Annotated in this window: 23 protein-coding genes; 11 read left to right on the top strand and 12 right to left on the bottom strand. The window is 71.6% G+C overall.

What is annotated here, in order from left to right; all coding sequences use genetic code 11:
• Nucleotides 1–37: 37 nt before the first annotated feature.
• A complete protein-coding gene (locus ACGH48_RS06615; protein ID WP_340196194.1) occupies nucleotides 38–874 on the bottom strand; it encodes an aldo/keto reductase in 837 nt (278 codons plus the stop codon).
• Complete coding sequence (locus ACGH48_RS06610) at nucleotides 874–1245, bottom strand: FKBP-type peptidyl-prolyl cis-trans isomerase (RefSeq protein WP_123313509.1); 372 nt, start codon at nucleotides 1243–1245, stop codon at nucleotides 874–876. Before ACGH48_RS06610 ends, ACGH48_RS06615 begins: the two co-directional genes overlap by 1 nt.
• Nucleotides 1246–1314: 69 nt before the next feature.
• Here ACGH48_RS06610 and ACGH48_RS06605 point away from each other — a divergent pair, with 69 nt between their 5' ends.
• Together ACGH48_RS06605 and ACGH48_RS06600 are read left to right on the top strand one after the other, a co-directional pair.
• Entirely contained in the window at nucleotides 1315–2634 is a 1320-nt protein-coding gene (locus tag ACGH48_RS06605; RefSeq protein WP_396290698.1) for an MFS transporter, read from the top strand.
• A 160-nt stretch (nucleotides 2635–2794) separates the two neighbouring features.
• Nucleotides 2795–3880 carry a YihY/virulence factor BrkB family protein gene (locus tag ACGH48_RS06600; protein ID WP_396290697.1) on the top strand — a complete coding sequence of 362 codons (1086 nt, stop codon included), beginning with the start codon at nucleotides 2795–2797 and terminating at the stop codon, nucleotides 3878–3880.
• A gap of 18 nt (nucleotides 3881–3898) precedes the next feature.
• On the opposite strand, the gene ACGH48_RS06595 is transcribed toward ACGH48_RS06600, so the two are convergent.
• The 3 genes from ACGH48_RS06595 to ACGH48_RS06585 all read right to left on the bottom strand — a co-directional run bounded on the left by ACGH48_RS06595 (nucleotide 3899) and on the right by ACGH48_RS06585 (nucleotide 7130).
• Nucleotides 3899–5389, bottom strand: a complete 1491-nt coding sequence (locus tag ACGH48_RS06595; RefSeq protein WP_396290696.1) for an aspartate ammonia-lyase — start codon at nucleotides 5387–5389, stop codon at nucleotides 3899–3901.
• A gap of 188 nt (nucleotides 5390–5577) precedes the next feature.
• A complete protein-coding gene (locus ACGH48_RS06590; RefSeq protein ID WP_123313505.1) occupies nucleotides 5578–5874 on the bottom strand; it encodes a hypothetical protein in 297 nt (98 codons plus the stop codon).
• On the bottom strand, nucleotides 5874–7130 hold the full coding sequence (locus ACGH48_RS06585; RefSeq protein ID WP_123313504.1) for an inorganic phosphate transporter: 1257 nt from the start codon (nucleotides 7128–7130) through the stop codon (nucleotides 5874–5876). Before ACGH48_RS06585 ends, ACGH48_RS06590 begins: the two co-directional genes overlap by 1 nt.
• Before the next feature lie 117 nt (nucleotides 7131–7247).
• Here ACGH48_RS06585 and ACGH48_RS06580 point away from each other — a divergent pair, with 117 nt between their 5' ends.
• The 3 genes from ACGH48_RS06580 to ACGH48_RS06570 are packed head-to-tail and all read left to right on the top strand — an operon-like array spanning nucleotide 7248 to nucleotide 10864.
• Nucleotides 7248–8936, top strand: coding sequence for a cation:proton antiporter (locus tag ACGH48_RS06580; RefSeq protein WP_396290695.1), 1689 nt, complete (start codon nucleotides 7248–7250; stop codon nucleotides 8934–8936).
• 52 nt (nucleotides 8937–8988) lie between these two features.
• Complete coding sequence (locus ACGH48_RS06575; RefSeq protein ID WP_123313502.1) at nucleotides 8989–10545, top strand: ABC transporter permease; 1557 nt, start codon at nucleotides 8989–8991, stop codon at nucleotides 10543–10545.
• Nucleotides 10546–10573: 28 nt separating this feature from the next.
• Nucleotides 10574–10864 carry a hypothetical protein gene (locus ACGH48_RS06570; RefSeq protein WP_123313501.1) on the top strand — a complete coding sequence of 97 codons (291 nt, stop codon included), beginning with the start codon at nucleotides 10574–10576 and terminating at the stop codon, nucleotides 10862–10864.
• Nucleotides 10865–10870: 6 nt separating this feature from the next.
• Here ACGH48_RS06570 and ACGH48_RS06565 read toward each other — a convergent pair whose 3' ends face one another.
• Nucleotides 10871–11389 (bottom strand): 8-oxo-dGTP diphosphatase, encoded by a 519-nt coding sequence (locus ACGH48_RS06565; RefSeq protein ID WP_185021424.1) that lies wholly within the window; start codon nucleotides 11387–11389, stop codon nucleotides 10871–10873.
• Nucleotides 11390–11453: 64 nt separating this feature from the next.
• Between ACGH48_RS06565 and ACGH48_RS06560 the strand changes: the two genes are divergently transcribed.
• Both ACGH48_RS06560 and ACGH48_RS06555 read left to right on the top strand, forming a co-directional pair.
• Nucleotides 11454–11804, top strand: coding sequence for a tryptophan synthase subunit alpha (locus ACGH48_RS06560; protein WP_123313499.1), 351 nt, complete (start codon nucleotides 11454–11456; stop codon nucleotides 11802–11804).
• A 44-nt stretch (nucleotides 11805–11848) separates the two neighbouring features.
• Nucleotides 11849–12739, top strand: a complete 891-nt coding sequence (locus ACGH48_RS06555) for an aminodeoxychorismate lyase (protein WP_396290694.1) — start codon at nucleotides 11849–11851, stop codon at nucleotides 12737–12739.
• A 110-nt stretch (nucleotides 12740–12849) separates the two neighbouring features.
• Here ACGH48_RS06555 and ACGH48_RS06550 read toward each other — a convergent pair whose 3' ends face one another.
• Nucleotides 12850–14049: an amidohydrolase gene (locus tag ACGH48_RS06550; RefSeq protein ID WP_396290693.1), complete on the bottom strand. Its 1200-nt coding sequence runs from the start codon at nucleotides 14047–14049 to the stop codon at nucleotides 12850–12852.
• A gap of 81 nt (nucleotides 14050–14130) precedes the next feature.
• Between ACGH48_RS06550 and ACGH48_RS06545 the strand changes: the two genes are divergently transcribed.
• Together ACGH48_RS06545 and ACGH48_RS06540 are read left to right on the top strand one after the other, a co-directional pair.
• Nucleotides 14131–15375, top strand: coding sequence for a Fic family protein (locus ACGH48_RS06545; protein ID WP_396290692.1), 1245 nt, complete (start codon nucleotides 14131–14133; stop codon nucleotides 15373–15375).
• A 40-nt stretch (nucleotides 15376–15415) separates the two neighbouring features.
• Nucleotides 15416–17563 carry a S9 family peptidase gene (locus ACGH48_RS06540; RefSeq protein WP_396290691.1) on the top strand — a complete coding sequence of 716 codons (2148 nt, stop codon included), beginning with the start codon at nucleotides 15416–15418 and terminating at the stop codon, nucleotides 17561–17563.
• Nucleotides 17564–17681: 118 nt separating this feature from the next.
• Here the strand turns inward: ACGH48_RS06540 and ACGH48_RS06535 are convergent, their stop codons facing one another.
• Genes ACGH48_RS06535 through ACGH48_RS06525 form a run of 3 tightly spaced genes read right to left on the bottom strand, consistent with a single transcriptional unit; the run spans nucleotide 17682 to nucleotide 20388 of the window.
• The gene (locus ACGH48_RS06535) at nucleotides 17682–19211 is read right to left on the bottom strand and encodes a CYTH domain-containing protein (RefSeq protein WP_340196185.1); all 1530 of its coding nucleotides are present in this window, start codon (nucleotides 19209–19211) and stop codon (nucleotides 17682–17684) included.
• Nucleotides 19208–20047 carry a hypothetical protein gene (locus ACGH48_RS06530; protein WP_396290690.1) on the bottom strand — a complete coding sequence of 280 codons (840 nt, stop codon included), beginning with the start codon at nucleotides 20045–20047 and terminating at the stop codon, nucleotides 19208–19210. Before ACGH48_RS06530 ends, ACGH48_RS06535 begins: the two co-directional genes overlap by 4 nt.
• The gene (locus ACGH48_RS06525) at nucleotides 20044–20388 is read right to left on the bottom strand and encodes a PadR family transcriptional regulator (RefSeq protein WP_396290689.1); all 345 of its coding nucleotides are present in this window, start codon (nucleotides 20386–20388) and stop codon (nucleotides 20044–20046) included. The genes ACGH48_RS06530 and ACGH48_RS06525 overlap by 4 nt, the downstream gene beginning before the upstream one ends.
• A 68-nt stretch (nucleotides 20389–20456) precedes the next feature.
• Here ACGH48_RS06525 and ACGH48_RS06520 point away from each other — a divergent pair, with 68 nt between their 5' ends.
• Nucleotides 20457–20729 carry a mycoredoxin gene (locus ACGH48_RS06520; protein ID WP_123313492.1) on the top strand — a complete coding sequence of 91 codons (273 nt, stop codon included), beginning with the start codon at nucleotides 20457–20459 and terminating at the stop codon, nucleotides 20727–20729.
• Nucleotides 20730–20884: 155 nt separating this feature from the next.
• On the opposite strand, the gene ACGH48_RS06515 is transcribed toward ACGH48_RS06520, so the two are convergent.
• Nucleotides 20885–23011, bottom strand: a complete 2127-nt coding sequence (locus ACGH48_RS06515; protein ID WP_185021421.1) for a DEAD/DEAH box helicase — start codon at nucleotides 23009–23011, stop codon at nucleotides 20885–20887.
• 623 nt (nucleotides 23012–23634) lie between these two features.
• Nucleotides 23635–24879: a phosphotransferase enzyme family protein gene (locus tag ACGH48_RS06510; RefSeq protein WP_123313491.1), complete on the bottom strand. Its 1245-nt coding sequence runs from the start codon at nucleotides 24877–24879 to the stop codon at nucleotides 23635–23637.
• Between the two features lie 80 nt (nucleotides 24880–24959).
• Between ACGH48_RS06510 and ACGH48_RS06505 the strand changes: the two genes are divergently transcribed.
• Nucleotides 24960–26033: an aromatic acid exporter family protein gene (locus ACGH48_RS06505; protein WP_260233114.1), complete on the top strand. Its 1074-nt coding sequence runs from the start codon at nucleotides 24960–24962 to the stop codon at nucleotides 26031–26033.
• The last annotated feature ends 10 nt before the right edge of the window (nucleotides 26034–26043 follow it).

Here is a 26043-nt window from a genome sequence, read left to right as displayed (position 1 = left end):
GCCCGCTGGAGCCCCGCAGTTCCCGAAGGGTCGTCGCTCACATCTCTTCGTGCGTGTCCGGGTCGGCGTCCCAGAGCCGGCCGCGCTCGAGGCCGGAGATGGCCTGCACCTCGGCGTCGGTCAGCTCGAAGCCGAACACGTCGAGGTTCTCGCGCTGTCGGGTGGCGTCGGCCGACTTCGGCACCGGCACGGCGCCGAGCTGGACGTGCCACCGCAGCACGACCTGGCCGGGGGTCACGCCGTGGGCCGCTGCGGCGTCGGTAATCGGCTGCTCGGTGAGGAGCTCCGAGCGGACCGCGAGCGGGCTCCAGCTCTCGGTGACGATGCCGAGCTCCTGGTGCACCTTCCGCAGTGCCGCCTGCGGGAAGTACGGGTGCAGCTCGACCTGGTTCACCGCCGGTGCGACGCCGGTCGCGTCGATGATGCGGCGCAGGTGCTCCGGCGTGAAGTTCGAGACGCCGATCGAGCGGACCTTGCCGCTGTCGCGCAGGTCGACGAACGCCTTCCAGGTGTCGACGAACTTGTCCACCGACGGGTTCGGCCAGTGGATCAGGTACAGGTCGACGTGGTCGAGCCCGAGGTTGCCCAGGGTCTCGTCGATCGAGCGGTGCGCCTCGTCGTAGCCGTGGTGCCGGCCGGGGAGCTTCGAGGTGACGACGAGGTCCTCGCGCGCCACCTCGGACTCGCGGACGGCACGGCCGACGGCGTCCTCGTTGCCGTAGTTCAGCGCGGTGTCGAGCAGCCGGTAGCCGCTGGCGATGGCGGTGCCGACCGCGGCCGCACCCTCGTCGCCGTTCAGCCCGTAGGTGCCGAGGCCGAGCTCCGGGAACCGGTGGCCGTCGTTCAGCTCGATGGTCGGGGCACCGACCTGCATCAGCGCACCCCGAGCAGGTCGATCACGAAGATCAGGGTCTTGCCGGAGAGGAAGTGGCCGCCACCGGCGGGACCGTAGGCGAGCTCCGGCGGGACGACGAGCTTGCGGCGGCCGCCGACCTTCATGCCGGGGATGCCCTCCTGCCAGCCACGCACGAGCGCCGCGAGCGGGAAGTCGATGGGCTCACCGCGGTTCCACGAGCTGTCGAACTCCTCGCCGGTCTCGTACTCGACGCCGGCGTAGTGGACCTTGACGGTCGACCCGGCGCTCGCGACGTCGCCGTCACCCTCGACGATGTCGGTGACGACGAGGTCGGTGGGGGCCGGGCCCTCGGGCGCGTCGAACTCGGGCTTGCTGTTGAGGTCAGTCATGCGATCCAGTCAACCAGAGCGCGGCAACGGCAGACGCAACGACCGTCCAGGCCGCAGAATGGTTCCACCGTGACACGACCCACTCCCGCACCGCCGCGCCGCCGCCTGCTCGCCGACCTCACCCCGCTCCGCCGATCCCCCGCCTTCGCCCGGCTCTGGGCGGGCACCGCCATCGCCGGGATCGGCACGCAGATGACCACGGTGGCGGTCGGGCTCGAGGTGTACGAGATCACGCACTCCACCTTCGCCGTGGCGCTCGTGGGGGTCATCGCCCTGCTGCCGATGGTGGTCGCGGGCCTGTACGGCGGCATGCTCGCCGACGCCTTCGACCGGCGCACGGTCGCGCTCGTGTCGTCGATCATCGCCTGGGTCGCGGTCGCCCTGATCGCCACCCACTCGTGGCTCGGGCTGCACAGCGTCGCGCTGCTCTACGTCCTGGCGACCGTGAACGCCGTCGCCGCGACCGTGAGCAACGCCTCGCGCTCGGCGATCGTCCCGCGACTGGTCGGCACGGACCTGCTGCCCGCGGCGAGCGCGCTGGGCGGGATCGCCTCGGGCTTCCAGGTCACGGTGGGTCCCGCGGTCGCCGGTGTGCTGATCGCGAGCGTCGGGTTCGCGCCGACCTACACGATCGACGTCGTCCTGTTCACGTTCGCGTTCCTCGGGGTGTTCACGCTGCCGCGGATGGCCGCCGACCACGGTGCGCTCCGCCCCGGGCTCAGCTCGCTCATCGAGGGTGCGAAGTTCCTGCGGCGCTCGCGCAACATCACCATGACGTTCGTGCTCGACATCGTCGCGATGACGTTCGGGCAGCCCCGCGTCCTGTTCCCCGCGATCGGGGCGCTGGTGATCGGCGGCGGATCGATCACCGTCGGCACGCTCACGGCCGCGTACGCGATCGGTGCGCTGCTGTCGAGCGTCTTCTCCGGGCCGCTCGGGCACGTGCGCCGCCAGGGCGAGGCCGTCGGCTGGGCCATCACGGCGTACGGCGGCGCGATCGCCGCGTTCGGTGTGGTCATCGCGCTGGCGCACGTGCTGGGTGGGCGCTCGGGCGAGGCGTTCGGTGTCGAGATCCTGCCGGCGCTCGGGCTCGCGGCGCTGTTCCTGGCGATGGCCGGCGGTGCGGACAACGTCAGCTCGGTGTTCCGGAACACGATCCTGCAGGCGGCGTCGCCGGACGGCATGCGCGGTCGGCTGCAGGGCATCTTCATCGTGGTCGTCACCGGAGGCCCGCGGCTCGGTGACCTGTACGCCGGCCTGGTCGTCGCGGCCGGCATCGCGTACCCGCCGATCATCGGCGGCGTGCTCATCGTCGCGCTCGTCGCGCTGCTCCTCCGCCTGGTCCCGTCGTTCCGCCGCTACGACGCCTTGCACCCCCACGCCGACTGACGGCCGCGCGGCCGCAGCACCGGACCACCCCCTTCCGCGAAAGCGACAGATCTGCGCGAACCTTCCGCGGACGTCTGTCGCTTTCGCGAGGCGGACGGGAGGCCCGTGGCGGGCCCGCCACGGGCCTCCCGTCCGCCACGTGTCGGGTACCGTACAACGCATGCCGGACAGCGCATCGCGCGATCTCCAGCGGACGGGAGTCCGCGCCGTCGTCCGGCGCACCTACCACTCGGTCATCCGGCACCGCGTCGTCGACGCGGCCGCGTCGCTGACGTTCTTCGCACTGCTGACCGTGTTCCCGACGGCGCTGACGGTGGTGTCCGCGCTGTCGATCGTGGACCGCGAGGGCGACAGCCTGTCCGACATCATCGGCGTGCTCGGGTTCATCCTGCGACCGGAGACGGCGGAGCACCTCGAGACCCCGCTGCGGCAGCTGCTGACCCTCGACAACCCGTGGCTCGGCTTCGCGATCGGTGTCGTGCTGACGCTGTGGTCGCTGTCCGGGTACGCGACGGCGTTCGGGCGCGCCATGAACACCTCGTACGAGGTCGAGGAGGGGCGGCGGATCTGGAAGTTCCGCAGCATGATGCTGCTCGTCACGCTGCTCGTGATGGTGGGCGGAGCGATCGCGATCGTCATCCTGCTCGGCACCCCGACGATCTCGGCGGCGATCGTCGCCTCGTTCGGTTGGGCGCCGTGGATCGACGACGTGTGGAACGTCGTGAAGTGGCCCGTGCTCGCCGCCGACCTGGTCGTGATGGTCGCGGTCCTGTACTACGCGACCCCGAACGTGAAGACGCCGCAGCTGCGGTGGGTGTCCGCCGGTGCCGCGTTCGCCATCGTCACGTGGGCCCTGGCGACGGTCGGCTTCGCGGTCTACGTCGAGACGATCGGCGGCGGCAACCGTGCGTACGGGTGGCTCGGCGGCGGGATCCTGCTGCTCGTCTACCTGTACATCTCGAACTTCGTGCTCGTGGTCGGCGGCGAACTCGACTCCGAGGTGATCCGGATGCGGCAGCTCCTCGCCGGCATCGAGGCCGACGAGTCGATCCGGTTGCCGCTGCGCGACGTGACGCGGAACTTCACGCTGGCCCGCTGGCGCGACGCCGACATCGCGGCTGCTCGGCACGTCCGGAACGTCGCGGCGCAGGTCGCTGCCGACGAGGACGCCGAGCCGACCCCGGCGCAGGAGCACCTGCGCGACGTCGCGCAGCAGGTGCGCGTCGGCGAGGCACCGATGCCGTGAGGCGGTCGCGCGTGGGCTTCAGCGCTCGCGCGCCGCTCGGTCCAGCATCTCCTCGGTGACCACCGGGATCGCACCGGTCGCGAGCTCGATGCCGGACAGCCGCGCCGGGCTCAGCACACGCTGCACCTGGTCCTCGTCCATCAGGCCGGCCGCGACGACGAGCGTCGAGATCGGCGTCGACGTCGTCAGTGCCGTGTGCGCGATCGACGCCGCCGCCGCGTAGCCGATGTACGGGGTGAGCGCCGTGACCACCCCGACGTTCGTGTCGACCTGCGCCGCGAGCTTTGCCTCGTTCGCCTCGATACCGGTCACGCAGTGCTCGCGCAACGTGGCACAGCCCCGGGACATCCACTGCAGCGACTGGAGGATCGAGTGCGCGATGATCGGCTCGAACGCGTTGAGCTGCAGCTGGCCGCCCTCGGCCGCCATCGTCACCGTGGTGTCGGCGCCGACCACGGCGAACGCGATCTGGTTCACGACCTCGGGGATCACCGGGTTCACCTTGCCCGGCATGATCGACGAGCCCGCCTGGCGCGCCGGCAGGGTGATCTCGCCGAGCCCCGCCTGCGGCCCCGACGCGAGCAGCCGCAGGTCGTTGCAGATCTTCGAGAGCTTCGCGGCACTGCGCTTCACCGTGCCGGACAGGGTCATGAAGGCACCGGCGTCGCTCGTCGCCTCGATCAGGTCCGGCGCCGTCACGACGTCGATGCCGCTGGCGTCCTGCAGCTGCCGGCGGACCTCGTCGCGGTAGAGCGGGTCCGCGGTGATCCCGGTGCCGATCGCCGTCGCGCCGAGGTTCATCTCGGCCAACAGCGGCAGGACCTTGCGGAGCAGGTCGGCGTCCTCCTGGATGGTGTGCGAGAACCCGGTGAACTCCTGCCCGAGGGTCATCGGCACGGCGTCCTGCAGCTGCGTCCTGCCGACCTTGAGCACGTCGGCGAAGGCGTTCCCCCGCTCGGCGAACGCCGCGGAGAGCTGCTCGAGCTGCTCGATGAGCCGCCGGGCGGAGAAGATCATCGCGATCTTGATGCTCGTCGGGTACGTGTCGTTCGTCGACTGGCTGCGGTTCACGTGGTCGATCGGGTGCAGGTACCCGTAGTCGCCCCGCTCGCGGCCGAGGAGCTCGAGAGCCCGGTTCGCCAGGACCTCGTTCGTGTTCATGTTCGTGCTCGTGCCCGCGCCGCCCTGCACGACGTCGACGACGAACTGCTCACGCAGGGCACCGTCACGCACCTCCTGCGCAGCACGGTCGATGGCGTCGGCGCGCTCCTCGTCGAGGACCCCGATCGCCCGGTTCGCCCGCGCCGCCGCCTGCTTCACGGTGGCGAGGGCCTCGATGAGGTCCGGGTACACCGAGATCGGCACCGACGTGATCGGGAAGTTCTCCAGCGCGCGCAGGGTGTTGATGCCCCAGTAGGCGTCGATCGGGACCTCGCGCGACCCCAGCGAGTCGCTCTCGGTACGGGTCTGCGCCCCTGCGGGGGCCTGTGCTGCTTCGTTGCCGGTCACACGTCGAGGCTAGCCCAGTCCGTCCGGCCGGTCCGGGACGAGCTCGGGGTGTGTGCGGGCCCGCGCCGGGCGGGGTGCGTGCGTGCGTGCGCGCGCGTGCGTGCGCATGGTGAGCAGAAATGGTCGGGCCGACGGAGGGCACTCGACCATTTCTGCTCACGAAGCGTCGACCGCGCCCCGCGCCGGAGTCAGTGGAACTGGGGGACGATGAGGTAGATGCCGTACAGGACGACGGCGCCGCAGACCGCGTAGCAGAGGATCGCGAGCGCCCGGAAGGCACGCACCGCGGTCGACGCTCCGGCCGGGTTCGGGAACCCGGCGGTCGCCGGACCGATCGTGCCGTCGTCCTTCACGGTGAACTTGCCGGCGCGGGTGTCCGCGGCGCTCCAGAAGCGGAGGCCGACCGAGTAGACGGCGACGACGAAGCAGGACGAGACCACGGCGACGAGCGCCACGGTGAGGAATGCGAACCAGTCGATACCCATCAGCGACGGCCTCCCTTGCGTGCGGCCATGCGGCGGAGCGTGCGCTCGCGGCTCAGTGCGGCGCGACGGTCCGCGACGGCGTCCGCACGCTTCTTGCGCTGCAGGTCACGCAGTTCCTTGCGGGTGTACACGGCGTTCGCGGCGACGTCGACCTCGATGGCCGATGCCTGCTCGTGCGGCTTCCGGAGCGACCACAGGTACAGGCCGAGGATCACGGCGGCACCGACGACCGCGTCGATGACGAGCCCGACGACGCCGAGGCGTGCGATGCCCGACGCCACGGCGCCCACGGCTGCGGCGGCGGGCAGCGTGATGAACCAGGCGATGACGATCTTGCCGGCGGTGGACCACTGGATCTTCGAGCCGCGGCGGCCGAGCCCGGCACCGATGATCGAGCCCGAGGACACCTGCGTGGTCGAGAGCGCGAAGCCGAGGTGGCTGGACGCCAGGATCGTCGCGGCGGTCGACGCCTCGGCCGCGAAGCCCTGGGTCGCACGGATCTCGGTGATGCCGGACCCGAGGGTGCGGATGATGCGCCACCCGCCCGTGTAGGTGCCGAGGGCGATCGCCAGGGCACAGGCCACGACGACCCAGAACTGCACGCCCTGGTTCGACGACTGCGCCCCCGACGCGATCAGCGTCAGCGTGATGACACCCATCGTCTTCTGGGCGTCGTTCGTGCCGTGCGCGAGCGACACCATCGACGAGGTGAAGATCTGCCCGACGCGGAAGCCACCGCGCTCGTTCGGGAACACCGGGCGCTTCGTGATCCGGTACGCGATGCGTGTCGACAGGAACGACACGAGCGACGCGATCACCGGGGACGCGAAGGCGGGGATGATCACCACCGTCAGCAGCGCGACGTAGTTCACGGACTGGAACCCGGCGCCGACGATCGCGGCTCCGATCAGTCCGCCGAACAGCGCGTGCGACGACGACGAGGGCAGCCCGCGGAGCCACGTGATCATGTTCCACACGACCGCTCCGATGAGCCCCGCGAAGATCATCTCCGGTGAGATCGCGACGCCGCCCGGGCCCTCGTTGATGAGGCCGTGCGAGATCGAGGTCGCCACCGCGGTGCTGAGGAACGCACCGACGAGGTTGAGCACCGCGGCGACCGTGACCGCGACCTTGGGCTTCATGGCCCCGGTCGCGATCGGAGTCGCCATCGCGTTGGCGGTGTCGTGAAAACCGTTTGTGAAGTCGAAGAAGAGGGCCAACGCGATGACCAGGACGACTATGAGTGTGATGTCCACCGCGGGCCAGTGTTCCCCATCGACGGCCTCCGGAGCAAACCTGATCGGCAACCCGTTGTTCACCGGAGCTTCAGACTCGTTCAGATTCGGAACCATGCCGATGCGAGAATGAGTCCCATGGACACCGTCGAGCTCCTCATCCTGTTGGTCGGATCGCTCGCGGTGACCGGGTTCGCACGGGCGAAGGGACTCCCCGCTCCCCTGCTCGTGACGGCGGTCGCGCTCGCGGCGTCGTTCCTGCCGGGGCTCCCCGCGATGGAGATCGACTCCGAGGTGATCCTGACGGTGATCCTGCCGCCGCTGCTCTACTCGGCGGCCCTCGACGTGTCGTGGCAGAGCTTCCGCACGTCGATCAAGCAGATCCGGCGTCTCGGCATCTTCCTGGTCATCGTGACGGCACTCGTCGTCGGCGCGGTGGCGTACTTCCTCATCCCGGACATGACCCTGCCGGCGGCGATCCTGCTCGGTGCGATCGTGGCCCCGCCGGACGCCGTGTCGGCCGCCGCGATCGGCCGCAAGCTCGGGCTCCCCCGCCGGGTGATGACGGTGCTGTCCGGCGAGAGCCTGATCAACGACGCCGCGTCCCTGACCCTGGTGCGCGTGTTCACGCTGATCATCGCGGGCACGTCGCTGACGATCTGGCAGGACCTCGGCATCTTCGGCCTGGCGATCGGCGTCGGGCTCGCCGTCGGCATCGTGCTCGGCGTCGTCGTGCACTGGATCCGGATGCGCCTGAACGACCCGGTGGTCGAGACGATCATGAGCATCCTGCTGCCCTTCGTCGCGTACATCCTGGCCGAGGACCTCTCCGGCTCCGGCGTCATCGCGGTCGTCACGGCCGGCCTGTACATCGGCTACAACTCGCCGAAGGAGGGCTACGCCACCCGGCTGCAGGAGCGCCCGCTGTGGACCAGCATCGACGTCATCCTCGAGGGCTTCGTCTTCGCCCTGATCGGCCTGCAGCTCAACACGGTGGTGCAGGACCTGGTCGAGAGCGAGCGGAGCCTCGGGCAGACCCTCACCGCCGCGGCCGTGGTGCTCTGCGTCGTGATCCTGGTGCGGCCCCTCTTCATCTTCGAGTCGTACGTGCGCAACCGCTTCAACGGGCGGTGGCTCCGTCCACTGCGCATCAAGCTGTCCCGCGGGCACCCGTCCCTGCGGTGGATGCGCGGTACGGCCGAACCGAAGCTCAACTGGCGCGAGCTGACCGTGATCTCGTGGACCGGCATGCGCGGCGTGGTCACCCTGGCCGCCGCGGTGTCGGTGGTCGCGAGCCCGACGCAGATCCCCGCACAGGACACGATCTTCATCATCGCCTTCTTCGTCACCGTCGGCACCCTGCTGCTGCAGGGCCTGACCCTGCCGTTCGTCATCCGCGCCCTCAAGGTGCAGGACCCGGCCGAGGGCGAGGAGGACGTCCGCAGCGAGATGCGCCTCAACCAGCGCACGACCGAGGCGGCGATCGAGCTGCTCGAGAAGCGCCGCCCGGACTGGTCGAAGCAGTACGGCGCCGTCGCCGTCGACTCCGTGGTGAACCGGCTGAAGGCCCGGCTCGAGCGGCAGGTCGAGACCTTCCGGCAGGACGCTCTCGAGGAAGAGGACGAGGAGCGGAACGCCCCGATGCGGCTGCGCGGCTCGCAGATCCAGGACATCCGGCGCGAGCTGCTCGACCGCCGCCGCGAGATCGTGCTCGAGGAGCGCGAGAAGGGCAACCTCGACGAGGAGGTCATGCGCCGCGTGCTCGTGACCCTCGACGCCGAAGAGCTCGCGATGGACTCGGCGCAGGCCTCACGCAGCCGCTCCTGAGGGCCCCGGCGTATCCTGGCGCTCCGTCCGAGAACAGGAGCACAGCGCGAACGTGAGCACGCCGCGGAACGACGTCCCCAGGAACGACGACACCCCGGAACGTCCCGGAGCGTCCCGGCCGACGTCGGCACCGAAGCCACGCAGCACCCGGCCCTCGGCCCGCGGAACGAAGCCCCGTCGCGGTGCGAAGGTCGCCGGGTCATCCCGACCGGCCCCGCGTCGTCAGGCGCCCGTCCCGGAGCCGCAGCAGCACGGCGCCTACCGCCGCTGGTACGCCACCCTGCACCCGTCGCTCCAGCTCATCGGCCTGCAGCTCTGGATGCCGCTCTTCTTCATCGTCGGCTTCTGCCTCTGCTACGTCTTCGCCTTCCACGCACCGCACCCGCACGACGTGCCGATCGCCCTGGTCGGCAGCGACCCGACGCTCGTCGCCGCCGTGCAGAAGGCGTTGCCGGGCGAGTTCGTCTTCCACACGTACGACTCGTTGGCCGCGGCGAAGCGTGACGTCCTCGCCGGCTCGATGGCGGTCGCCTACGACCCCGCGACGAACGAGTTCTTCAAGGCGAGCGCACACCAGTTCCAGGTCGCGAGCCTCGTCCCGGCGACCCTGACCGCGGTCCTGACCGGCATCGGGGTCGCGAGTCCGACGGTCACCGAGCTCGCTCCCCTGCCCGCGTGGGACGAGTACGGCACCGTGCCGATGTACGTCATGCTCGCCTGGTGCATCGGCGGCTACATGGTCGCGATGTTCATCGGGATCATGGGCGGTCCGCTCCGGCACCGCACCCGCATGGCCGTCATCGTCGTCGGTGGCCTCGTCATCTCCCTCATCACGAACACGCTCGCCGGACCGGTGGTCGGTGCGATCCACGGCCACTGGATCCAGCTCGTGCTCATCGCGTGGGGGTGGATCGTCGCGATCGGTCTCGCCGTCAACGGGCTGAGCTACTTCGTGGGCCGGTTCATCGCCGCTCCCGCCATGATCTGCTTCGTGTTCCTGTCGATGCCGTCGTCCGGGGGCGCGTACCCGAAGTGGTTCATGCCAGAGCCGTTCGCCTGGCTCAACAACGTCGTCGTCGGGTCGAGCATGGTCGACATGATCAAGCACCAGATCTACGGCGTCGGTCCGGGCCCGGCGCGTGGCCTGATCACGATGGGCTGCTACGCCGCGGCCGGCCTGGTGCTCATGTACTTCGGCAAGAAGTGGTGGGAACGGCGCCGCATCCGCGCCATCGTCACCGGCCGGACCACGATGTTCCAGGACGCCAACACCGCGAACCGCGAGTTCCTCGGCAAGGAGCGCGACGCCGAGCTCGAGCGCCACGGCCTCGAGTCGACGGAGACGGGCACCCTGAGCGTCCTGAGCGACGACGACTGGGAGGACGCCCGCGTCGGCGGCGACGTCTTCACGGGTGGTCGCGACGGCCTCGAGACCGAGACCACCCCCACGGGCCGCATCCCGGTGCAGCGGCCGGGAGGAGCGGGGACCGGACCACGCACCCGTCCCGTCCCACGCACCGAGGGTTCCAGGGCCCCGGTCCGGTCCGACACGTCGGCTCGCGTCGAGGCCACGGACGACCAGCCGCACGGCCGGCACGCCGACCGGTGAGCCACGGCGGCCGGGTATCCTGGGTCGCATGAACCCCCGCATCACCTGGCACCGCGTCCTCGTCACCGTCGTCGTCGTGCTCCTCGTGCTGACGGTCGGCTTCTACGTCGCGAGCATCGTGCTCGCCCCCGCCGACGGCCGGAACACCGCCGGGCTCTTCGTCGGTTGGGCGATGTTCGCCATGGTCGGCGCGATCGTGTTCGGGATCATCGACTTCTTCGTCCGGCCCCTCGGTGGTCGGAGCGGCGACGCCGAGGTCATCGCCGCTGCCGAAGAGGCGCGCACCGGCAGCACCCGCACCCACCAGCAGACCCGCTGACGCGGACTACGCGGGTGTCTCGACGCCCGTCCCGGTGAAGCCCGCGACCGTCGCGTCGTCGTCGGCGAACGTGAAGCGTGCACGCACCGAACCCCCACGCAGCACCCCCGGCAGCCAGTACTTCGCGTCGTCCCACATCGCCCCGTAGGGGACGTCGGCGACGGGGATCCACCGCGGTTCGAGCTCGTCGGAGCCCGACGGGCTGCCCTGCCAGCGGCGGCACACGAAGACGTCCGAGACCTGGGACCAGGACGGTCGGTACGGGAACCGGTAGTCCAACGTGCCACGGGCCTCCAGGTCGACCGCGTCGAGCCGCAGGCCGACCTCTTCACGCACCTCGCGCACGGCGGTCTCGACCGCCGTCTCGCCGGGCTCACGCTTGCCGCCGGGGCCGACCAGTCGGCCCGTGCCGAGGCCGCGGCGCTTCTCGCCCAGCAGCACCTCGGGGCCGTCCGCACCATCACGGAGCAGGTAGACGACGACCACTCGGGGGTGCTGGGACTTGCTCTCGTCGCGCGGGGTCACCCGTCCAGTGTGGCCGAAGAAGTGCCGTACGCTCTTCCCATGGCAGGCGGGCTGCGGGGGCACCATGGCTGAGCCCCGCAGGACCGGGCGCAGCCTCGAAGTGCTGCGCGCCGAGGCGGCCGAGGAGATCTCGATGCTCGTCGAGCACCGGAGCCGACAGGGCGAGGACCCCTGGGAGTTCATGCCCACGCTCCCCACGGTCGACGAGCAGGTCGTGCTGATCCTCCGGGCCGATGCGGTCGACCTCGACGCGGCCATCGGCAAGCGGAACGCGCAGTGGTCGATGCACCCCGCGTCCGGTCAGGGCACGGCCCTCGGCGAGGAGTACCACCGGTTGCGCCGGATCGCGCTGCAGCACCCCGAACTGACGCAGGCGGTGTGGAAGCTCATGGGCGCGCTGCCCGACGCGAGCTGACGGCCGCACACCGCGCTCGGACGCCCGTGCGGTTGGATGGGCACATGACCGAAACCGTGCTCGCGATCCTCAACCAGCCCTCCCGCGACGCCGCGCCGCACGACCCCGCAGCGGACGCCTTCACCTGGGCGAAGCCGCTCGAGGAGCACCTGCAGGTCCAGGACCTCGGCATCACCCGGGGCGACGGCGTGTTCGAGACCATCACGGTGGTCGACGGTCGCCCCCAGGCACTCGAGGCGCACCTCGCCCGGTTCGGCCGCTCCGCCGCGATGCTCGACCTGCCCGCGCCGGACCCCGACGCGTGGCGGCAGGCGATCGAGGCCGTCTGCGCCCGGCTCGACCCGGTCCGCGAGGCCTTCGCCAAGACCGTCCTGACCCGTGGTGTCGAGGGCACCGACCGCCCCACCGGGTGGGTGTACGCCGCGCCGTCCGTCGACTCCACCGCGGCGCGCACCGAGGGCATCTCCGTCGTGGTGCTGGACCGCGGGTACCGGCACGACGTCGAGCGCACCTCGCCGTGGCTGCTGCAGGGCGCGAAGACGCTCTCGTACGCCGTCAACATGGCCGCCCTGCGCGAGGCCGCACGCCGCGGGGCCGACGACGCCCTGTTCGTGTCGAGCGACGGCTACGTGCTCGAGGGCACGCGCGCGAACCTGATCCTGAAGGTCGGCGACCGGCTCGTCACGCCGCGCACCGACATCGGGATCCTCGCCGGCACCACGCAGGCCGACGTCTTCCGCTTCGCCGAGCAGGCCGGCATCGAGACCGCCTACGAGCTCGTCACCCTCGCCGACCTGCAGGCCGCCGACGCGCTCTGGCTCGTGTCGAGCGTCCGTCAGGCGGCGCCGATCCGCTCGGTGAACGGCGACACCCGGGCGATCGACGCGGACCTGACGGACCGCATCAACGAGTTCCTGCTGGCGCGCGAGGTCTGAGCCGGCCGGGTCCGCCGACCGTCACCACCCAGCGCCCCGGCGCCACGGACGGGAGGCCCGGATCGCGACGTCCGGGCACGTCGCGATCCGCGCCTCCCGGCTCTCCCCCGCTACCAGCGCGGGGTGGTGACGCCGACGCCGTCCGCCCACTCGAAGACGGGCTCGCCGTCGATCCAGACGCGTGTCGCGCGGCTGGTGGCGTCGAGCGGGTCGCCGTCCCAGAGCACGAGGTCGGCGTCGTAGCCCTCGGCCAGCCGTCCGACGCGGTCCCCGAAGCCCAGGAACTCGGCCGGGTTGACGGTGAGCGCCTCGAGCGCGGTCTGCGCGGGGAGGCCCTCCTTCACCGCGGCCGTCGCCTGGTCGACGAGCATGCCGATCGGCACGACGGGGGCGTCGGTGGTGATCGCGACCCGGACGCCGGCCGCGGCGATGGTGGCGAGGTTCGGGATGCCGCGGTCCCGGAGCTCCACCTTCGATCGGCTCGTGAACAGCGGGCCGTAGATGACCGGGATGTCCTTCTCGGCGAGCAGGCTCGCGATCTTGTGCGCCTCGGTGCCGTGGTTCACGACGAGTCGGTACCCGAACTCCTCGGACAGCCGGATGGCGGTCGCGATGTCGTCGTGGCGGTGGGTGTGCTGGTCCCAGACGAGCTCGCCGTCGAGGACCCGGACCAGGGCCTCCTTCGACAGGTCCCGCGCGAACGGCTCGCCCTTGGCCGCGGCGGCGTCGCGGGCGGCACGGTAGTTCTGGGCTTCGACGAAGGCGTCACGGATGATCTTCGCGACGCCCAGGCGCGTCGACGGCGTCTGGCCCTTGCCGCCGTACACGCGCTTCGGGTTCTCGCCGAGGGCGCTCTTGATGCTCACCGAGTCCGAGATGAGCTGCTCGTCGACGGTCCGGCCGCCCCAGGTCTTGATGGCGACGGTCTGGCCGCCGATCGGGTTGCCCGAGCCGGGCTTCACGACGATGCTCGTGATGCCGCCGGCGAGCGCATCGCGGAAGCCCTCGTCGTCGATGTCGATCGCGTCGATCGCACGGACCCCGGCCATGTTGGGGCCGGTCATCTCGTTCGTGTCGTTGCCGGCCTCGCCGTTCGCCTCCTCGTGGATGCCGACGTGGCCGTGCGACTCGACGAACCCGGGCACGAGCCAGGCACCGGCTGCGTCCACGACGGTGACTCCCGGTGGCGGTGTGACGTCCGGACCGACCGCCGTGATGCGGCCGTCCTCGACGACGACCGCGCCGCCGTCGAAGGCGGGGGCGGAGACGGGGATGACGTGGGCACCGGTGATCGCGAAGGAGTTGCGCATGCCACCAACGCTACGCGGGCGGCGCACACGCGAGATACGAACTCCTGGCGTCGGGCGTCCGGAGGTCTCTACGCTCGCGGCATGGCACATCGGATCGACCCCGCGGACCTCCACGGCACGTCGCCCGCACCCGGCAGCTGGCCCGCGCACGGCAGTGCGGAGCGTCCGTGGCGCAGTTCCCGTCGGGGCTCCCGCGACGACCGCCTGACGACGTCCGTGCGGGTGTCGCTGCCGCCGCGGATCGCCCGGGTCCGGTGGGTGCCCGGCGATGCCACCGAAGCGCTCCTCGACCGCGCCGCGGCCGCGCTCCGTGCACTCGACGTCCACCACGGTTCCCGACTCACGCCGCTCGGCTCGGTGATCGGCCGGACCGAGGCGGTGGCGTCCTCACGGATCGAGGACGAATCCGCGTCGCTCGACGACTGCGCCCGAGCACTCGTGGGCATCCGCGCGAACCCGACTGCGACCGTCGTCGTCCGCGCCGCCGGAGCGATCGAGGGGTTGGTCGCAGCAGCGGACACGGGCGTGATCACCGAGGCCGCGCTGCTCGAGGCGCACCGGCTGCTCATGCGCGACGACCCGGTCGACGGGCGGTACGCCGGGCGCTACCGCAGCGTCCAGAACTGGATCGGTGGCGGTGACACCCCGCGGCTGGCGACGTACGTCCCGCCTCCGCCGGAGCTCGTCGCGCCGCTCATGTCCGACCTCTTCGCGTTCCTGCACCGGACGGACCTGCACCCGATCGCCCAGGCTGCGATCGGGCACGCCCAGTTCGAGTCGATCCACCCGTTCACCGACGGCAACGGCCGGATCGGACGTGCGGTGATCAGCGCCGTGCTGCGCCGCCGGGGCGTCACGACGACGGTGACCGCACCGATCGCCACCGCGCTCGCAGCGGAACGGGGCCGGTACTTCCGGCACCTCGAGCGGTACCGCGACGGGGTCGTGGACGCCCTCGTGGCAGACGTCGCGATCGCCATCGGCACCGTGTGCGACGAGGCGATCGTGACCGCCCTGCTCCTCGACGAACACGCGGCCGACCGGGCTGCAGGGCCGTGCGCCGACGGGCTGCACGCGGTCGTCGGCCGGGCGCTCTCCGACGATCCGGTCCTGACGGAGACCCGGCTGCAGGAGCTCGTCCCGGCCGGGGCCGCTGATGCCGTCGCCGCGGACCTCGTGCGGACCGGGGTGCTGCGTCCGGTCACCGAGCGGCAGCGCGACCGGGCCTGGGTGGCGCCGGCGGTGGTCGACGAGCTCGAGGCCTTCGAGCAGCGCGTGCAGGCTGCGGTCACCGGGCGATCGAACCCGGTCCGTGCGGTGGCATGACGCCCGGCTCGCCGCGGGGCGGTGCGAATAGGGTGGGACGGTGAGCACCGAGCACTCCCAGGCCACCCCTCCCACCGCCGCCAAGCGGCCCGTGACGCGGACCCACCACGGCATCGATTTCGTCGACGACTACGAGTGGCTGCGCGACAAGGAGTCGCCGGACACCCTGGCCTACCTCGAGGCCGAGAACGCGTACACCGACGCCGCGACCGAGCACCTCGCGCCGCTGCGCGACCGCGTCTTCGCCGAGGTCAAGAGCCGCGTCCAGGAGACCGACCTCTCGGTGCCGGTGCGCATGGGCGACTGGTGGTACTTCACCCGCACGGCCGAGGGCAGCCAGTACGGCGTGCACTGCCGCGCGCCGATCGCCGGTCCGGACGACTGGACCCCGCCGGCCGTCGTCGAGGGTGAGTCCACCCTGCCCGGCGAGCAGGTCGTGCTCGACGGCAACGCCCTGGCCGACGGCCACGAGTTCTTCTCGCTCGGCACCTACGACATCAGCGACGACGGCACCCGCCTGGTGTACGGCATCGACGTCGAGGGCGACGAGCGGTACACCCTGCACGTCCGCGACCTGACGACCGGCGCCGACCTCGGCGACGCCATCCCGAACACCGGGGCCGGCGCCACCTTCGACCCCGCCGGCCGGTACGTCTTCTACCCGACGGTCGACGAGTCGTGGCGCCCGGACAAGATCTGGCGGCACGCGGTCGGCGCGGCTGCGGCCGACGACGTCCTGGTGTTCGAGGAACCGGACGACCGCTACTGGGTCGGCGTCGGCGTGACCCGATCGTCGCAGTACATCGTCATCGAGCTCGGGTCGAAGATCACCTCGGAGGCCCTGGTGCTCGACGCAGCCGACCCCACCGGCGAGTTCCAGGTCGTCTGGCCGCGGCGCGACGGTGTCGAGTACGAGATCGAGCACGCCATCGTCGGCGGCAGCGACCGGTTCCTCGTGCTGCACAACGACGGCGCCGAGAACTTCGAGCTCGTCGACGTCCCCGCCGACGACCCGACGTCCGAACGTGACCGCCGTGTGGTCGTGGCGCACGACAGCGAGCGCCGCATCGAGTCCGTCGACGCCTTCGCCGGGCACCTCGCGCTCGAGTACCGATCCGAGGCGCTCCCCCGCATCGCGATCATCCCCATCGAGGGCGACGGGTACGGCGACGCGCACGAGGTCCCGTTCGACGAAGCACTGTTCTCGGCCGGGCTCGGCGGCAACCCCGAGTGGGACCAGCCGACGCTCCGCATCGGGTTCACGTCCTTCGTCACCCCGTCCGAGGTCAGCGACCTCGACCTGGCGACCGGCCAGGTGACGGTCCTCAAGCGCCAGCCCGTGCTCGGCGGCTACGACCCGGCCGACTACGCGCAGGAGCGCGACTGGGCCACCACCTCGGACGGCACCCGCGTCCCGATCTCGCTCGTGTGGCGCCGCGACGCCGTCGACGCGGACACCCCTTCGCCGCTCCACCTGTACGGCTACGGCTCGTACGAGCACTCGATCGACCCCGGCTTCAGCGTCATGCGCCTGTCGATGCTCGACCGCGGTGTCGTCTTCGCGGTCGCCCACGTGCGCGGTGGGGGCGAGATGGGCCGCCACTGGTACGAGAACGGCAAGACCCTGACGAAGAAGAACACGTTCACCGACTTCGTCGCGGTCGCCGACCACCTGATCGCGTCCGGCCGCACCACCGCGGACCGGCTCGTGGCCGAGGGCGGCAGCGCCGGCGGGCTGCTGATGGGTGCGGTGGCGAACATCGCGCCGGATCGGTTCGCCGGGATCGTCGCCGCGGTGCCGTTCGTCGACGCGCTCACGAGCATCCTCGACCCCGACCTGCCGCTGACCGTCATCGAGTGGGACGAGTGGGGCGACCCGCTGCACGACGCGGAGGTCTACCGCTACATGAGCGAGTACACCCCGTACGAGAACGTCCGCGACGACGTGCAGTACCCGCGGATCCTCGCCGTGACGTCGCTCAACGACACCCGTGTGCTGTACGTCGAGCCAGCGAAGTGGACCGCGAAGCTGCGCGAGGTCGGGGCGCCGGTGCTGCTGAAGACCGAGATGTCCGCGGGCCACGGTGGCGTGAGCGGTCGGTACGCCTCGTGGAAGGAGCGGGCGTTCGAGCTGGCCTGGCTGCTGGACGTGCTGGGTCTGGCGGACGAGGCACCTGCCGCGTCCTGACCACTTCGTGAGCAGAAATGGTCGGGTTGCCCGTGGGCACCCGACCATTTCTGCTCACCAAGCGATCCTCCGCGAACGCCCGCGAACGCCAGCGGCGCGGCGCGGCGCATCGCACGGCTCACACGCGGTTGAGCGCGTGCACCGCCTCGTCGTAGGACTCCTCGGCCAGCCGCACCCGGTCCCCCGCGAGCACGCCGTACCCGAACGTCCCCTCGCCACCGCGCTCGGCGATCGCCGCGTTGGTCCGCAGTGCGTCGAGGGCGTGCAGCGACCGGACCCGCTCGGTCAGGACGTCGGCCGCGCTGCCGATCCGCTTCCAGAGGGCGTGCGGGAACGCGTCGTCGCCGAGGACGTCCATCGCCATCCGCGCCCGCATCGTGGCCTGCCACGCGGCTTCGGTGGTCGCGCGGTCGGCGGCCTCGCGCTCGGCGGCGGTGTCGGAGGTGTCGTCGGCGACCGCGGCCCGGACGAGCTCCCGGATGTGCGGCTTCACGACCGCCCCGACGTCCTGCGCGACCTTCTTCGGTGAACGGAGCGACCACTCGGTCGGGGCCGGCCGCTCGACCGCGTCGTCGAGCGCGTCGAGCAGCTCGAGGAACGGCTCGCCGTGCACGAACGCGACGACGTCCCGCACCGACTGGTCGCGACGCTCACGGGTCGAGGCCAGGATGCGTTCGCGGGTCATCGAGTCGACGAGGTCGTCCTGCGCCGGGGTCGACGCGCGCGGCAGCCGGTCGATCAGGTACTCGTTCAGGGCGGCGCGCGCCGTGACGGCGGCCAGCCCGTCCGCTGCCTCGGCGGCGCGGTCGACGGCGTCGCCGGCGGGGAACGCCGGCCGGTAGGCGCTCAGGATCGCAGCGACCTCGAGGGCGGTCTCGGCCGTCTGACGCAGGTCGGCCGCATCGCCGGAGCGGAGGCGCGATTCCTGGCCGAGCAGCGCAGCGCGCAGCTTCCGCAGCCGCTTCGCCAGGACGCGGGCGGTCGTGCCCTTGTCCGGCTTCTCCTCGGTCTGGAGGCGCGGTGCCGGTGCTCCTGCCAGCCCGCGTGCCAGCTTGGACGCGACGGCGGCGGGGCCGGCGCCGACGGCCGCGAAGCGCCCGTCGAGGGCGGTGAAGAGTTCGTGTGCGACCTGCGGGTCGACACCCGCGACGGCCTCGACCTCGACCTCGCGCCAGGTGCGTGGCGTCTCCGGTGCGTCGTCGTCGAGGCGCTGGGCGGTGACCTGGTCGTCGGCGAGCTCGGCGACCTGGTCGCCGTCCTCGTCGAGCAGGCGGGTGACGGTGCGGGTGGTGGTGATGCGCACCACGGGTCGCAGGCCGCGGCCGCGGCGCTCGGTGAAGAGCGCGGCGAGGACCTCGGTCGGCACCGCGTCGGCGTCGTCGGTCAGCGGGAAGTGCTGCTCGTGGCGGACGGTGTCCGACTCGGAGCGCTTGATGTGCCACCCGGCGTCGGGGCCACCGGTGCGGCGGCGGACCGTGACCCGCGCCGCCACCAGGTCGTACCGTTCGGTGTCCCAGTACGTCGCATCGAGCTCGAACGGCTCCTGGTGCTCGGTGCGGAGGATGCCCCCGGCGCCGACGAGGTCGGGCAGGGCACCGCCCTCTGGCAGGTCGTAGGTGCGCTCGATCTCGAGGTGGGTGTCGCTCACGGGGTCTTGTCTACCAGGGCTTCGCCGTGCGCCTCGACCACCGCGGGCGCATCTGTGGAGAACCGTGACGCCACCACGGCTCCGACGACGGCGACCAGGAACGGGACGAGCTGCCCGGCCCACGACACCAGCGCCATGACGGAGTACGGGATGCCCGTGCCGTTCGCTGCTTCCGTGAGCGGGAACACCAGCACGGCAGCGAGGACGGGCAGGACGAGGAGCGAGTACGTCCATCCCGGCCGGTGGAGCACCACGAGCCAGACCGCGAGCAGCCCGGCCGCGATGACGCCGACCTGGACCGGGGCGTACACGGGGACGTTGAGCGAACCGTTCGTGATCGCCCACCACACGGCGGCGACGGCGAACACGGCGACAGCGCCGAGGACCCGGCGGCGGCGTGCGACGTCCGACACCAGCAGGACGCTCGTCGCGACGGCGACGCCCGGCACCACCGCGAGCCCGATCCCCACCAGGTCGAAGACAGGACGCGCCTCCGGCAGGCCGTTGTACCGCTGCAGGAGCGCGAGGACGCCCACCGAGACGACGAAGGACAGCACCGCGAACGCGACGAGCACCGGGATCGTGCGGATGGTGTGCGGTGCAGAACGGACGGGCGTCGGCAGTGCGGTCATGGTGTCCCCCCAGGTGGAACGGTGGCCGGCGCGTCGGTGGAACAGCGCCGTGGTGAACGCGCCGAACGCGAGTGCGGTCGGCGAGAGGTCGAGTTCGTGGGCATCGCGGACGTCGGCGAGCCACTGCTCGCGGCGGGCGGCGCGGTGTGCCGCGGGTGAGACCGCGACGGCGACCCCCACGAGCGCCCGGTCGAGCGCGCTCACGAGGTCACCGGCCGGGCCGAGCGAGCCGGACGCGCGGGCGTCGCGGCGGACGGCGCGGGCGTCGCGGCGGACGGACGCGCGGCGACGAGGTCGCGTGCGGCGTCGACCCCGTCGGGCGTGAACTCGTAGAGCCGACGACGCGGACCCGGTCGATCGGTCTCGTCGTCCCACGACGACGTGATCCACCCCTGCCGCTCGAGTCGTTCGAGGATCGGGTAGACGGTGCCGGCCTGGCGCCCGGTGGCCTTGATGACGAGCAGCCCCCATGCCGGGCCGTCGACGGTCAGCAGTGCGTCGAGCACGTCGAGCGTCGGGGCGGTGATGCGTTGGATCGGATCCATGCGGCTTAACCTAGCTATATCGGATAAGCGCGTCAAGGGCGTCCAGAAAGCGGGGTTAGCCTGGCGCCATGAGCGACACGATCACGCGCGAGCAGTTCACCCCCGGAGCCGGCGGCGTCACGATGTTCACGACCACGTGGTGCGGCTACTGTGCCCGCCTGAAGAACCAGATGACGAAGGCCGGTGTGCCCTTCACCGAGGTCGACATCGAGCAGACCCCGGGTACGGCGGAGCTCGTCGCCGAGGTCAACGGCGGCAACCAGACCGTCCCGACGCTGGTGTTCCCCGACGGCAGCACGGCGACGAACCCGTCCCTGGCCGAGGTGCAGTCCCGCATCTGAGCAGCGGTGCCCCGGCGCCCCGGGTGCTCCGGTGCCCCCCGGCGCGAAGCCCCGCACGACCAAAGTCCGTCCGAACCGCGTGATCGCGTGGTTCGGACGGACTTCGGTTGTGCGAGACGAACTCGCGCCGCGACTCGCGCCGCGGGCCCCGGTCGCTAGCCTCCGAGCGCCTCGGTCAGCAGTGCGGCCATCGCGTCGAGCTGGATGTCACCGGAGTCGACGAGTTCCTCGTCCGACCCGTCGAGCGCGCGGGCGGCCAGGGACGCCTTCGAGTCGATGAGCTCGGCGATCTTCGTGTCGATCGTCTGTGCGGCGATGATGCGCCACGCGGTGACGGGCTCCTCCTGCCCGATGCGGTGCACGCGGTCGATCGCCTGGGTCTGCTCGGCGCTCGTCCACGACAGCTCGGCGAGCACGACGTTGGACGCGACCTGCAGGTTCAGGCCCACGCCGGCCGCGGTGAGCGAGCAGACGATCACGGCGACGTCGGGGTCGTTCACGAACGAGTCGATCTGCGCCGTGCGCTGCGTGGCCGTCTGGTCGCCGCGGATCGTTGCGGTGCGCAGGCCCCGACGCGCGAAGACCTCTTCCGCCTGGTCCATGACGTCGAGGTGCTTGGCGAAGAACACGACCTTGCCGACGTTCGACGCGAGCTGCGCGGCGTAGTCCGCTGCGAGCTGGGCCTTGGCACGACCGATGCGGCGGACCATCGAGAACACGTTCTCGCCGGTCGACGAGGCATCCTGGTCCTCGAGCTCCCAGCGGGCGACCTGCCGCACGAGCTTGTGGTCGATGCCGACGACCGGGTCCTGCCCGGTGCGGGCGTCGAGCGCCTGGTGGTACCGGCGCACCAGCTTCGCGGTGAGCTCGCGCTCGGCGTCGCGGATGGAGCGGCCCTCGTCGCCGTCGAGCTCGACGGGGATGTCGGCGATCCGGCGGGCCGGGATGTCCGCGGCGACGTCGACCTTGCGGCGTCGGACGATGCCCTGGTCGATCACGGCACGACGGGCCTCGACGAAGAAGCCCTGGTCGGCCGGGGTCAGCCCGATCTCCTCGAGCTCGTTCATGAGCTTCGCGCGGGGCTTCTTGTCGTCGATCCAGCCGAGGTACTCCCAGATGGTGCGGAAGTCCTCGACCGAGTTGATCAGCGGGGTACCCGTCAGCGCCATGAGCAGCGGCGCTGCGGTGCGCTGCCGGATGCGGTCGGCGATCTGCAGCACGAACCGGGCGCGCTGCGAGTCCTTGTTCTTGATGAAGTGCGCCTCGTCGACGACCATGCCCTTGAAGCCGAAGCCGCCGAGCCAGCCGGCGTGCCGGTCGAGGATCTCGTAGTTCACGATGACGATGTCGGCGAACCCGTCGAGGTCGTTGCCGTCGCCGTGGATGACGGTGGCGCGGTGGTTCGGCACCCAGCGCTCGGCTTCGCGCGCCCAGTTCGTCTTGACGACGTTCGGCACGACCACGAGCAGCGGGAACGCGTTCGCGGCGTCGGCGGCGAGGAGCGACTGCGCCGTCTTGCCCAGACCCGGCTCGTCGGCGAGCAGGAACGTGCGGTGCCCCTGCGACGCGGCGGCGACCAGTTCGGCCTGGTGCTTCATGAGGGTGGTGCCCGAGCGCGAGTGCAGCGACGTGGGCTCGGGCAACGGCATCGTCGCCGCTCCCCCGCCTGCGCCGTACTCGAACGACTTGAACAGCGGGCCGAAGAGCTCCCAGTTCGCCAGGCGACGCGGATGCGCGACGGGCTGGTCGGCGAGCGCGAAGTCCGGCGGCAGGAACGGGTTCGCGAGCTGGCGCTGCACGACCGCCTGCGGGGTGACCGCGCGCACCGGGGTCTCGGCGACCGGGGCGGGTTCCGTCGCGATGACGAGGTCCTCCGGCTGCAGCTCCATGCCGCCGGCGATCATCATGTCGCGCTTGACGGCTCGGGTCGCCTCGGAGACCTGGACCTCTTCGGCGAGCAGCTGGATCACGCTGGTGTCGCGCGCCGCCGTCTTCGCAAGGATCGTCGCGACGCCGTCGAGCCGTTTGAGCTGCTCGGCGCGCTGCGAGTCGGTGAGTTCGGTGTCGCCCTTCACCCGTGCGCGCTCTTCGCGCATGAGCAGTGCGACGGCCTGGAACTTCGTCCGGTTCGTCGCCTTGAGCGGTCCACGCTGCGCCGCCGCCTCGACCTCGCGCACTGCGCGGGCGAGGACGGGGATCACGCCGTCGTTGTCCAGCGGCCTCGTCCGACGTGACGCGGTCCGCGTCCCGCCGGCAGCTCGCCGGGTGCCTGATCGAGCCAACGCTCCTCCTGTTCCGCCCACGCATCGGGGCGAGCCGCCCGTGGGGCGGAAGTCCTGCACCGGGTCCTGACACGGCTCCGGTTCGGCTGCGGGCCACCGTGGCCCACCGCATCGCCGGTCCCCGCTTCGGGACGTCCGGTGGAGTCCCGCGGTCCGTTCCACCACGAGCGCCTGATCGGCGCCGGGTGCGACGGTCCGCGCCGGGATCCGGCGTCGTCACACGCACGTGACGCCCCCGCGGGGCGGTCACGGCCCGGTTCCCGCGTCGATCAAGTGATCGACGGCTGCGTCCGGAATCGACGCGGCACGCGGGAACGCGGTGCGTGCGGGGTCAGTTTACTCCCCGACCCCCGACAGCGGCGACTCCGCGTCGCCCGCGCGCGTCGCGTGCCGTGGATCCTGCTGCAGGACGGCCGGGAGGCACGGTGCGGGCCCGCCACGCGCCTCCCGTCCGACGCCGGGCGCGACCACCCCGCGGAAGCGACAGATCCCGGATCCCCACGCCGACCACCCCGCGAAAGCGACAGATCTCGGCTCCCCACGCCGACCACCCCGCGAAAGCGACAGATCCACGCCGACCTTCCGCGCAGATGTGTCGCTTTCGCGACCGGGGACACGAGCCGTCAGACGCGGGGTGCGGACCGCGGGCGGACCAGGCCGGCCGCCGGCGGGACCGGTGCGGCGTCCGCCAGCGCGGCCCGCGTCGCCGCGAGGAGCTGCTCGGCGGTCTGGATCCCGTTCGCGGAGCCGGTGGTCGCCTGGCCACCGGCGTGCGCCAGCAGCTGGGCGCCGATGGCGGGTCCGATGCGGTCGGCCTCGCCGGGGTTGCGGGCGACCCAGTCGCGGGCGATCCCGTCGGCGAGGCGCTCGGCCGCCGCACCACGCTCGGCGTCGCCGCGCGATCGGTGCCAGAGACCGGTCACGACCAGGTGCGCGACGACCGCGCCGATGTCGCGGACCGGGAAGCCCCAGCCGGCGGTGTCGATGTCCAGGAGCCCGGAGATCCGCCACGGCTCGTCCTCGTCGACGAAGACCTGCTCGAGGTGCAGGTCGCCGTGCACGACCTGCTTCGTCGCGCTCGTCCACCCGATCGACCGCCGGCCGATGGCGTCGTACAGGCGGTCGATCTCCTCGGCGTCCTGGGGCAGCGCGGCGACGAGTGTGCGCCGGTGCCAGTCGGCGTGGTCCATCGCGTCGGCGCGGGCCTGCTGGGTCATCGGCACGGTGGCGACCCGACCGCTCAGGGCGGCCAGCGACGCGACGAACCGGGGGTCGTCGGCGATGTCGAGGATGCGGCTGCCGGCCGGCACCCCGCGGATCCGCTCGAGCACGAGGAGTCCGTCGCCGCGGCTGGACAGCACGCGGGGCACGGGGAGGCCCGCCGCCACGAACTGCTCGTGCGACGTCACGATCGGCGCGACCCGGTGCGGGCGGACGATCTTCAGGAACAGGGTGCGCTCCGGGGCGTCGACGCGCACGACCGCGCGCTTGCCGGGTCGGTAGGCGGCGACCGTGAGCACCGGGTCGGTGACGGGCATGCCGAGCGTCGTCAGGAGCTCGGCGACCGCATCGCGGTAGGTCACCTGCGGCAGCACCGGCAGGCCGGGGTCGTTCGGGTAGGCCCACACCGAGACCGGCTCGCCGGTCGCGGGATCGGTGACGATCGCACTGTTCTGGTCGTGCGTGCCGCCGGTGTCGACGTAGGTCAGGACGGTGGCACGCTGGCCGTTCCGGTCGACCGTGTCGACCTCGTAGCCGTACAGGTAGCCGTTGCCCGAGGGCTCGACGGAGTGCGCCCGTGCGGCCACGACGGAGGTCCCGGAGCCGGCGAAGGCCTGCGGGATGACGCGCTCATGGTTGGGCCACACGACATCAGTCAACCGTGTCCGGGCGTTTTCGTCGCGTTCGTGCACGGCTCGGCGTGCGGGCGATGGCTAGCGTGGTCCGGGTGAACCCGGTCGCGCGTCTCCGCAGCTCGAGTCGCACGCCGTTCCTGCAGGTCGTGAAGACCGCGGTCGCGGTCGTGGCGGCGGTGCTGCTGTGCCGGCTGCTGATCCAGGGGCCGTTCCCGACCTTCGCCGCGATCGCCGCACTGCTCGTCGTGCAGCCGAGCATCAACCAGTCGTTCGTGAAGGGCCTCGAACGGAGCGCCGGCGTCGTGCTCGGGGTGCTGCTGGCCACCGGGTTCCACCTGTTGCTCGGCGACTCCGTGTGGGTCGTGCTGCTCGTGGTCGTGCTCGCGATCCTGATCGCCTGGGCGCTTCGTCTGACCCCGACCTCGGCCACCCAGGTCAGCATCAGCGGGATGCTCGTGCTCACCGCCGGGGTCGTCACGCCGAACTACTCGGCGGACCGGATCCTCGAGACGGTGATCGGTGCGGTCGTCGCCCTCGTCGTGAACGCGCTGATCATCCCGCCGGTGCTGCTCGAGCCGGCGCACCTGGCCGTCGCGCGACTCGCCCGCGACACGGCCGTGGCGTTCGAACGGGTCGCGATCGGCCTGACCGAGGGCTGGGACCACGACCGCTGGCAGGACGCCCTGGTCCGCGCCCGCGCACTCCGGGCGCAGCACGCGAAGACCGAGGCGTCCCTCAACGCGGCCCGCGAGTCCCTGACGATGAACCCGCGCGGCGGACGGCACCGCACGATCCTCGACCGTGACGACGCCATCACCGAGCACCTGCGCGTCCTGGTCACGCGCGTGACCGGCATGACCCGGGCGATCCGCGACAACACCGCGCCCGACCTGCGCGCCGACCCCGTGGTCGGCGGCATCGCGACGGAGGTGGCCCGGATCGGCGCGGACGTCCGCGCCCTGAGCGCCCGGGTCGAGTCGACGCGGCTGGACCCGTCGTCCACCGCGGGTGCCGGCGGCGACGATGCCGAGGTGTCGACCGCCGAACCCGCACTGACCGCGCCGATGGAGATCGTCCGACCGAACTCACGGCACTGGGTGCTCATCGGCGCCCTGCTCGAGGACGTCCGGCGTGTGCGCGAGGAGCTGCTCGGCGAGGACGACTGACGCGGGTCCT

The sequence above is a fragment of the Curtobacterium pomorum genome (assembly GCF_044497295.1).
In the GTDB taxonomy this organism is placed as follows: Bacteria; Actinomycetota; Actinomycetes; order Actinomycetales; family Microbacteriaceae; genus Curtobacterium.
Note: the sequence above shows the minus strand (reverse complement) of the source record. Positions and strands in the feature narration are given on the sequence as shown.

Coding starts and splice junctions, on each gene's coding strand:
- ACGH48_RS06615 (WP_340196194.1), bottom strand. CDS start 874: ATGCAGGTCGGTGCCCCGACCATCGAGCTGAACGACGGCCACCGGTTC.
- ACGH48_RS06610 (WP_123313509.1), bottom strand. CDS start 1,245: ATGACTGACCTCAACAGCAAGCCCGAGTTCGACGCGCCCGAGGGCCCG.
- ACGH48_RS06600 (WP_396290697.1), top strand. CDS start 2,795: ATGCCGGACAGCGCATCGCGCGATCTCCAGCGGACGGGAGTCCGCGCC.
- ACGH48_RS06590 (WP_123313505.1), bottom strand. CDS start 5,874: ATGGGTATCGACTGGTTCGCATTCCTCACCGTGGCGCTCGTCGCCGTG.
- ACGH48_RS06580 (WP_396290695.1), top strand. CDS start 7,248: ATGGACACCGTCGAGCTCCTCATCCTGTTGGTCGGATCGCTCGCGGTG.
- ACGH48_RS06570 (WP_123313501.1), top strand. CDS start 10,574: ATGAACCCCCGCATCACCTGGCACCGCGTCCTCGTCACCGTCGTCGTC.
- ACGH48_RS06560 (WP_123313499.1), top strand. CDS start 11,454: ATGGCTGAGCCCCGCAGGACCGGGCGCAGCCTCGAAGTGCTGCGCGCC.
- ACGH48_RS06555 (WP_396290694.1), top strand. CDS start 11,849: ATGACCGAAACCGTGCTCGCGATCCTCAACCAGCCCTCCCGCGACGCC.
- ACGH48_RS06550 (WP_396290693.1), bottom strand. CDS start 14,049: ATGCGCAACTCCTTCGCGATCACCGGTGCCCACGTCATCCCCGTCTCC.
- ACGH48_RS06545 (WP_396290692.1), top strand. CDS start 14,131: ATGGCACATCGGATCGACCCCGCGGACCTCCACGGCACGTCGCCCGCA.
- ACGH48_RS06525 (WP_396290689.1), bottom strand. CDS start 20,388: ATGGATCCGATCCAACGCATCACCGCCCCGACGCTCGACGTGCTCGAC.
- ACGH48_RS06520 (WP_123313492.1), top strand. CDS start 20,457: ATGAGCGACACGATCACGCGCGAGCAGTTCACCCCCGGAGCCGGCGGC.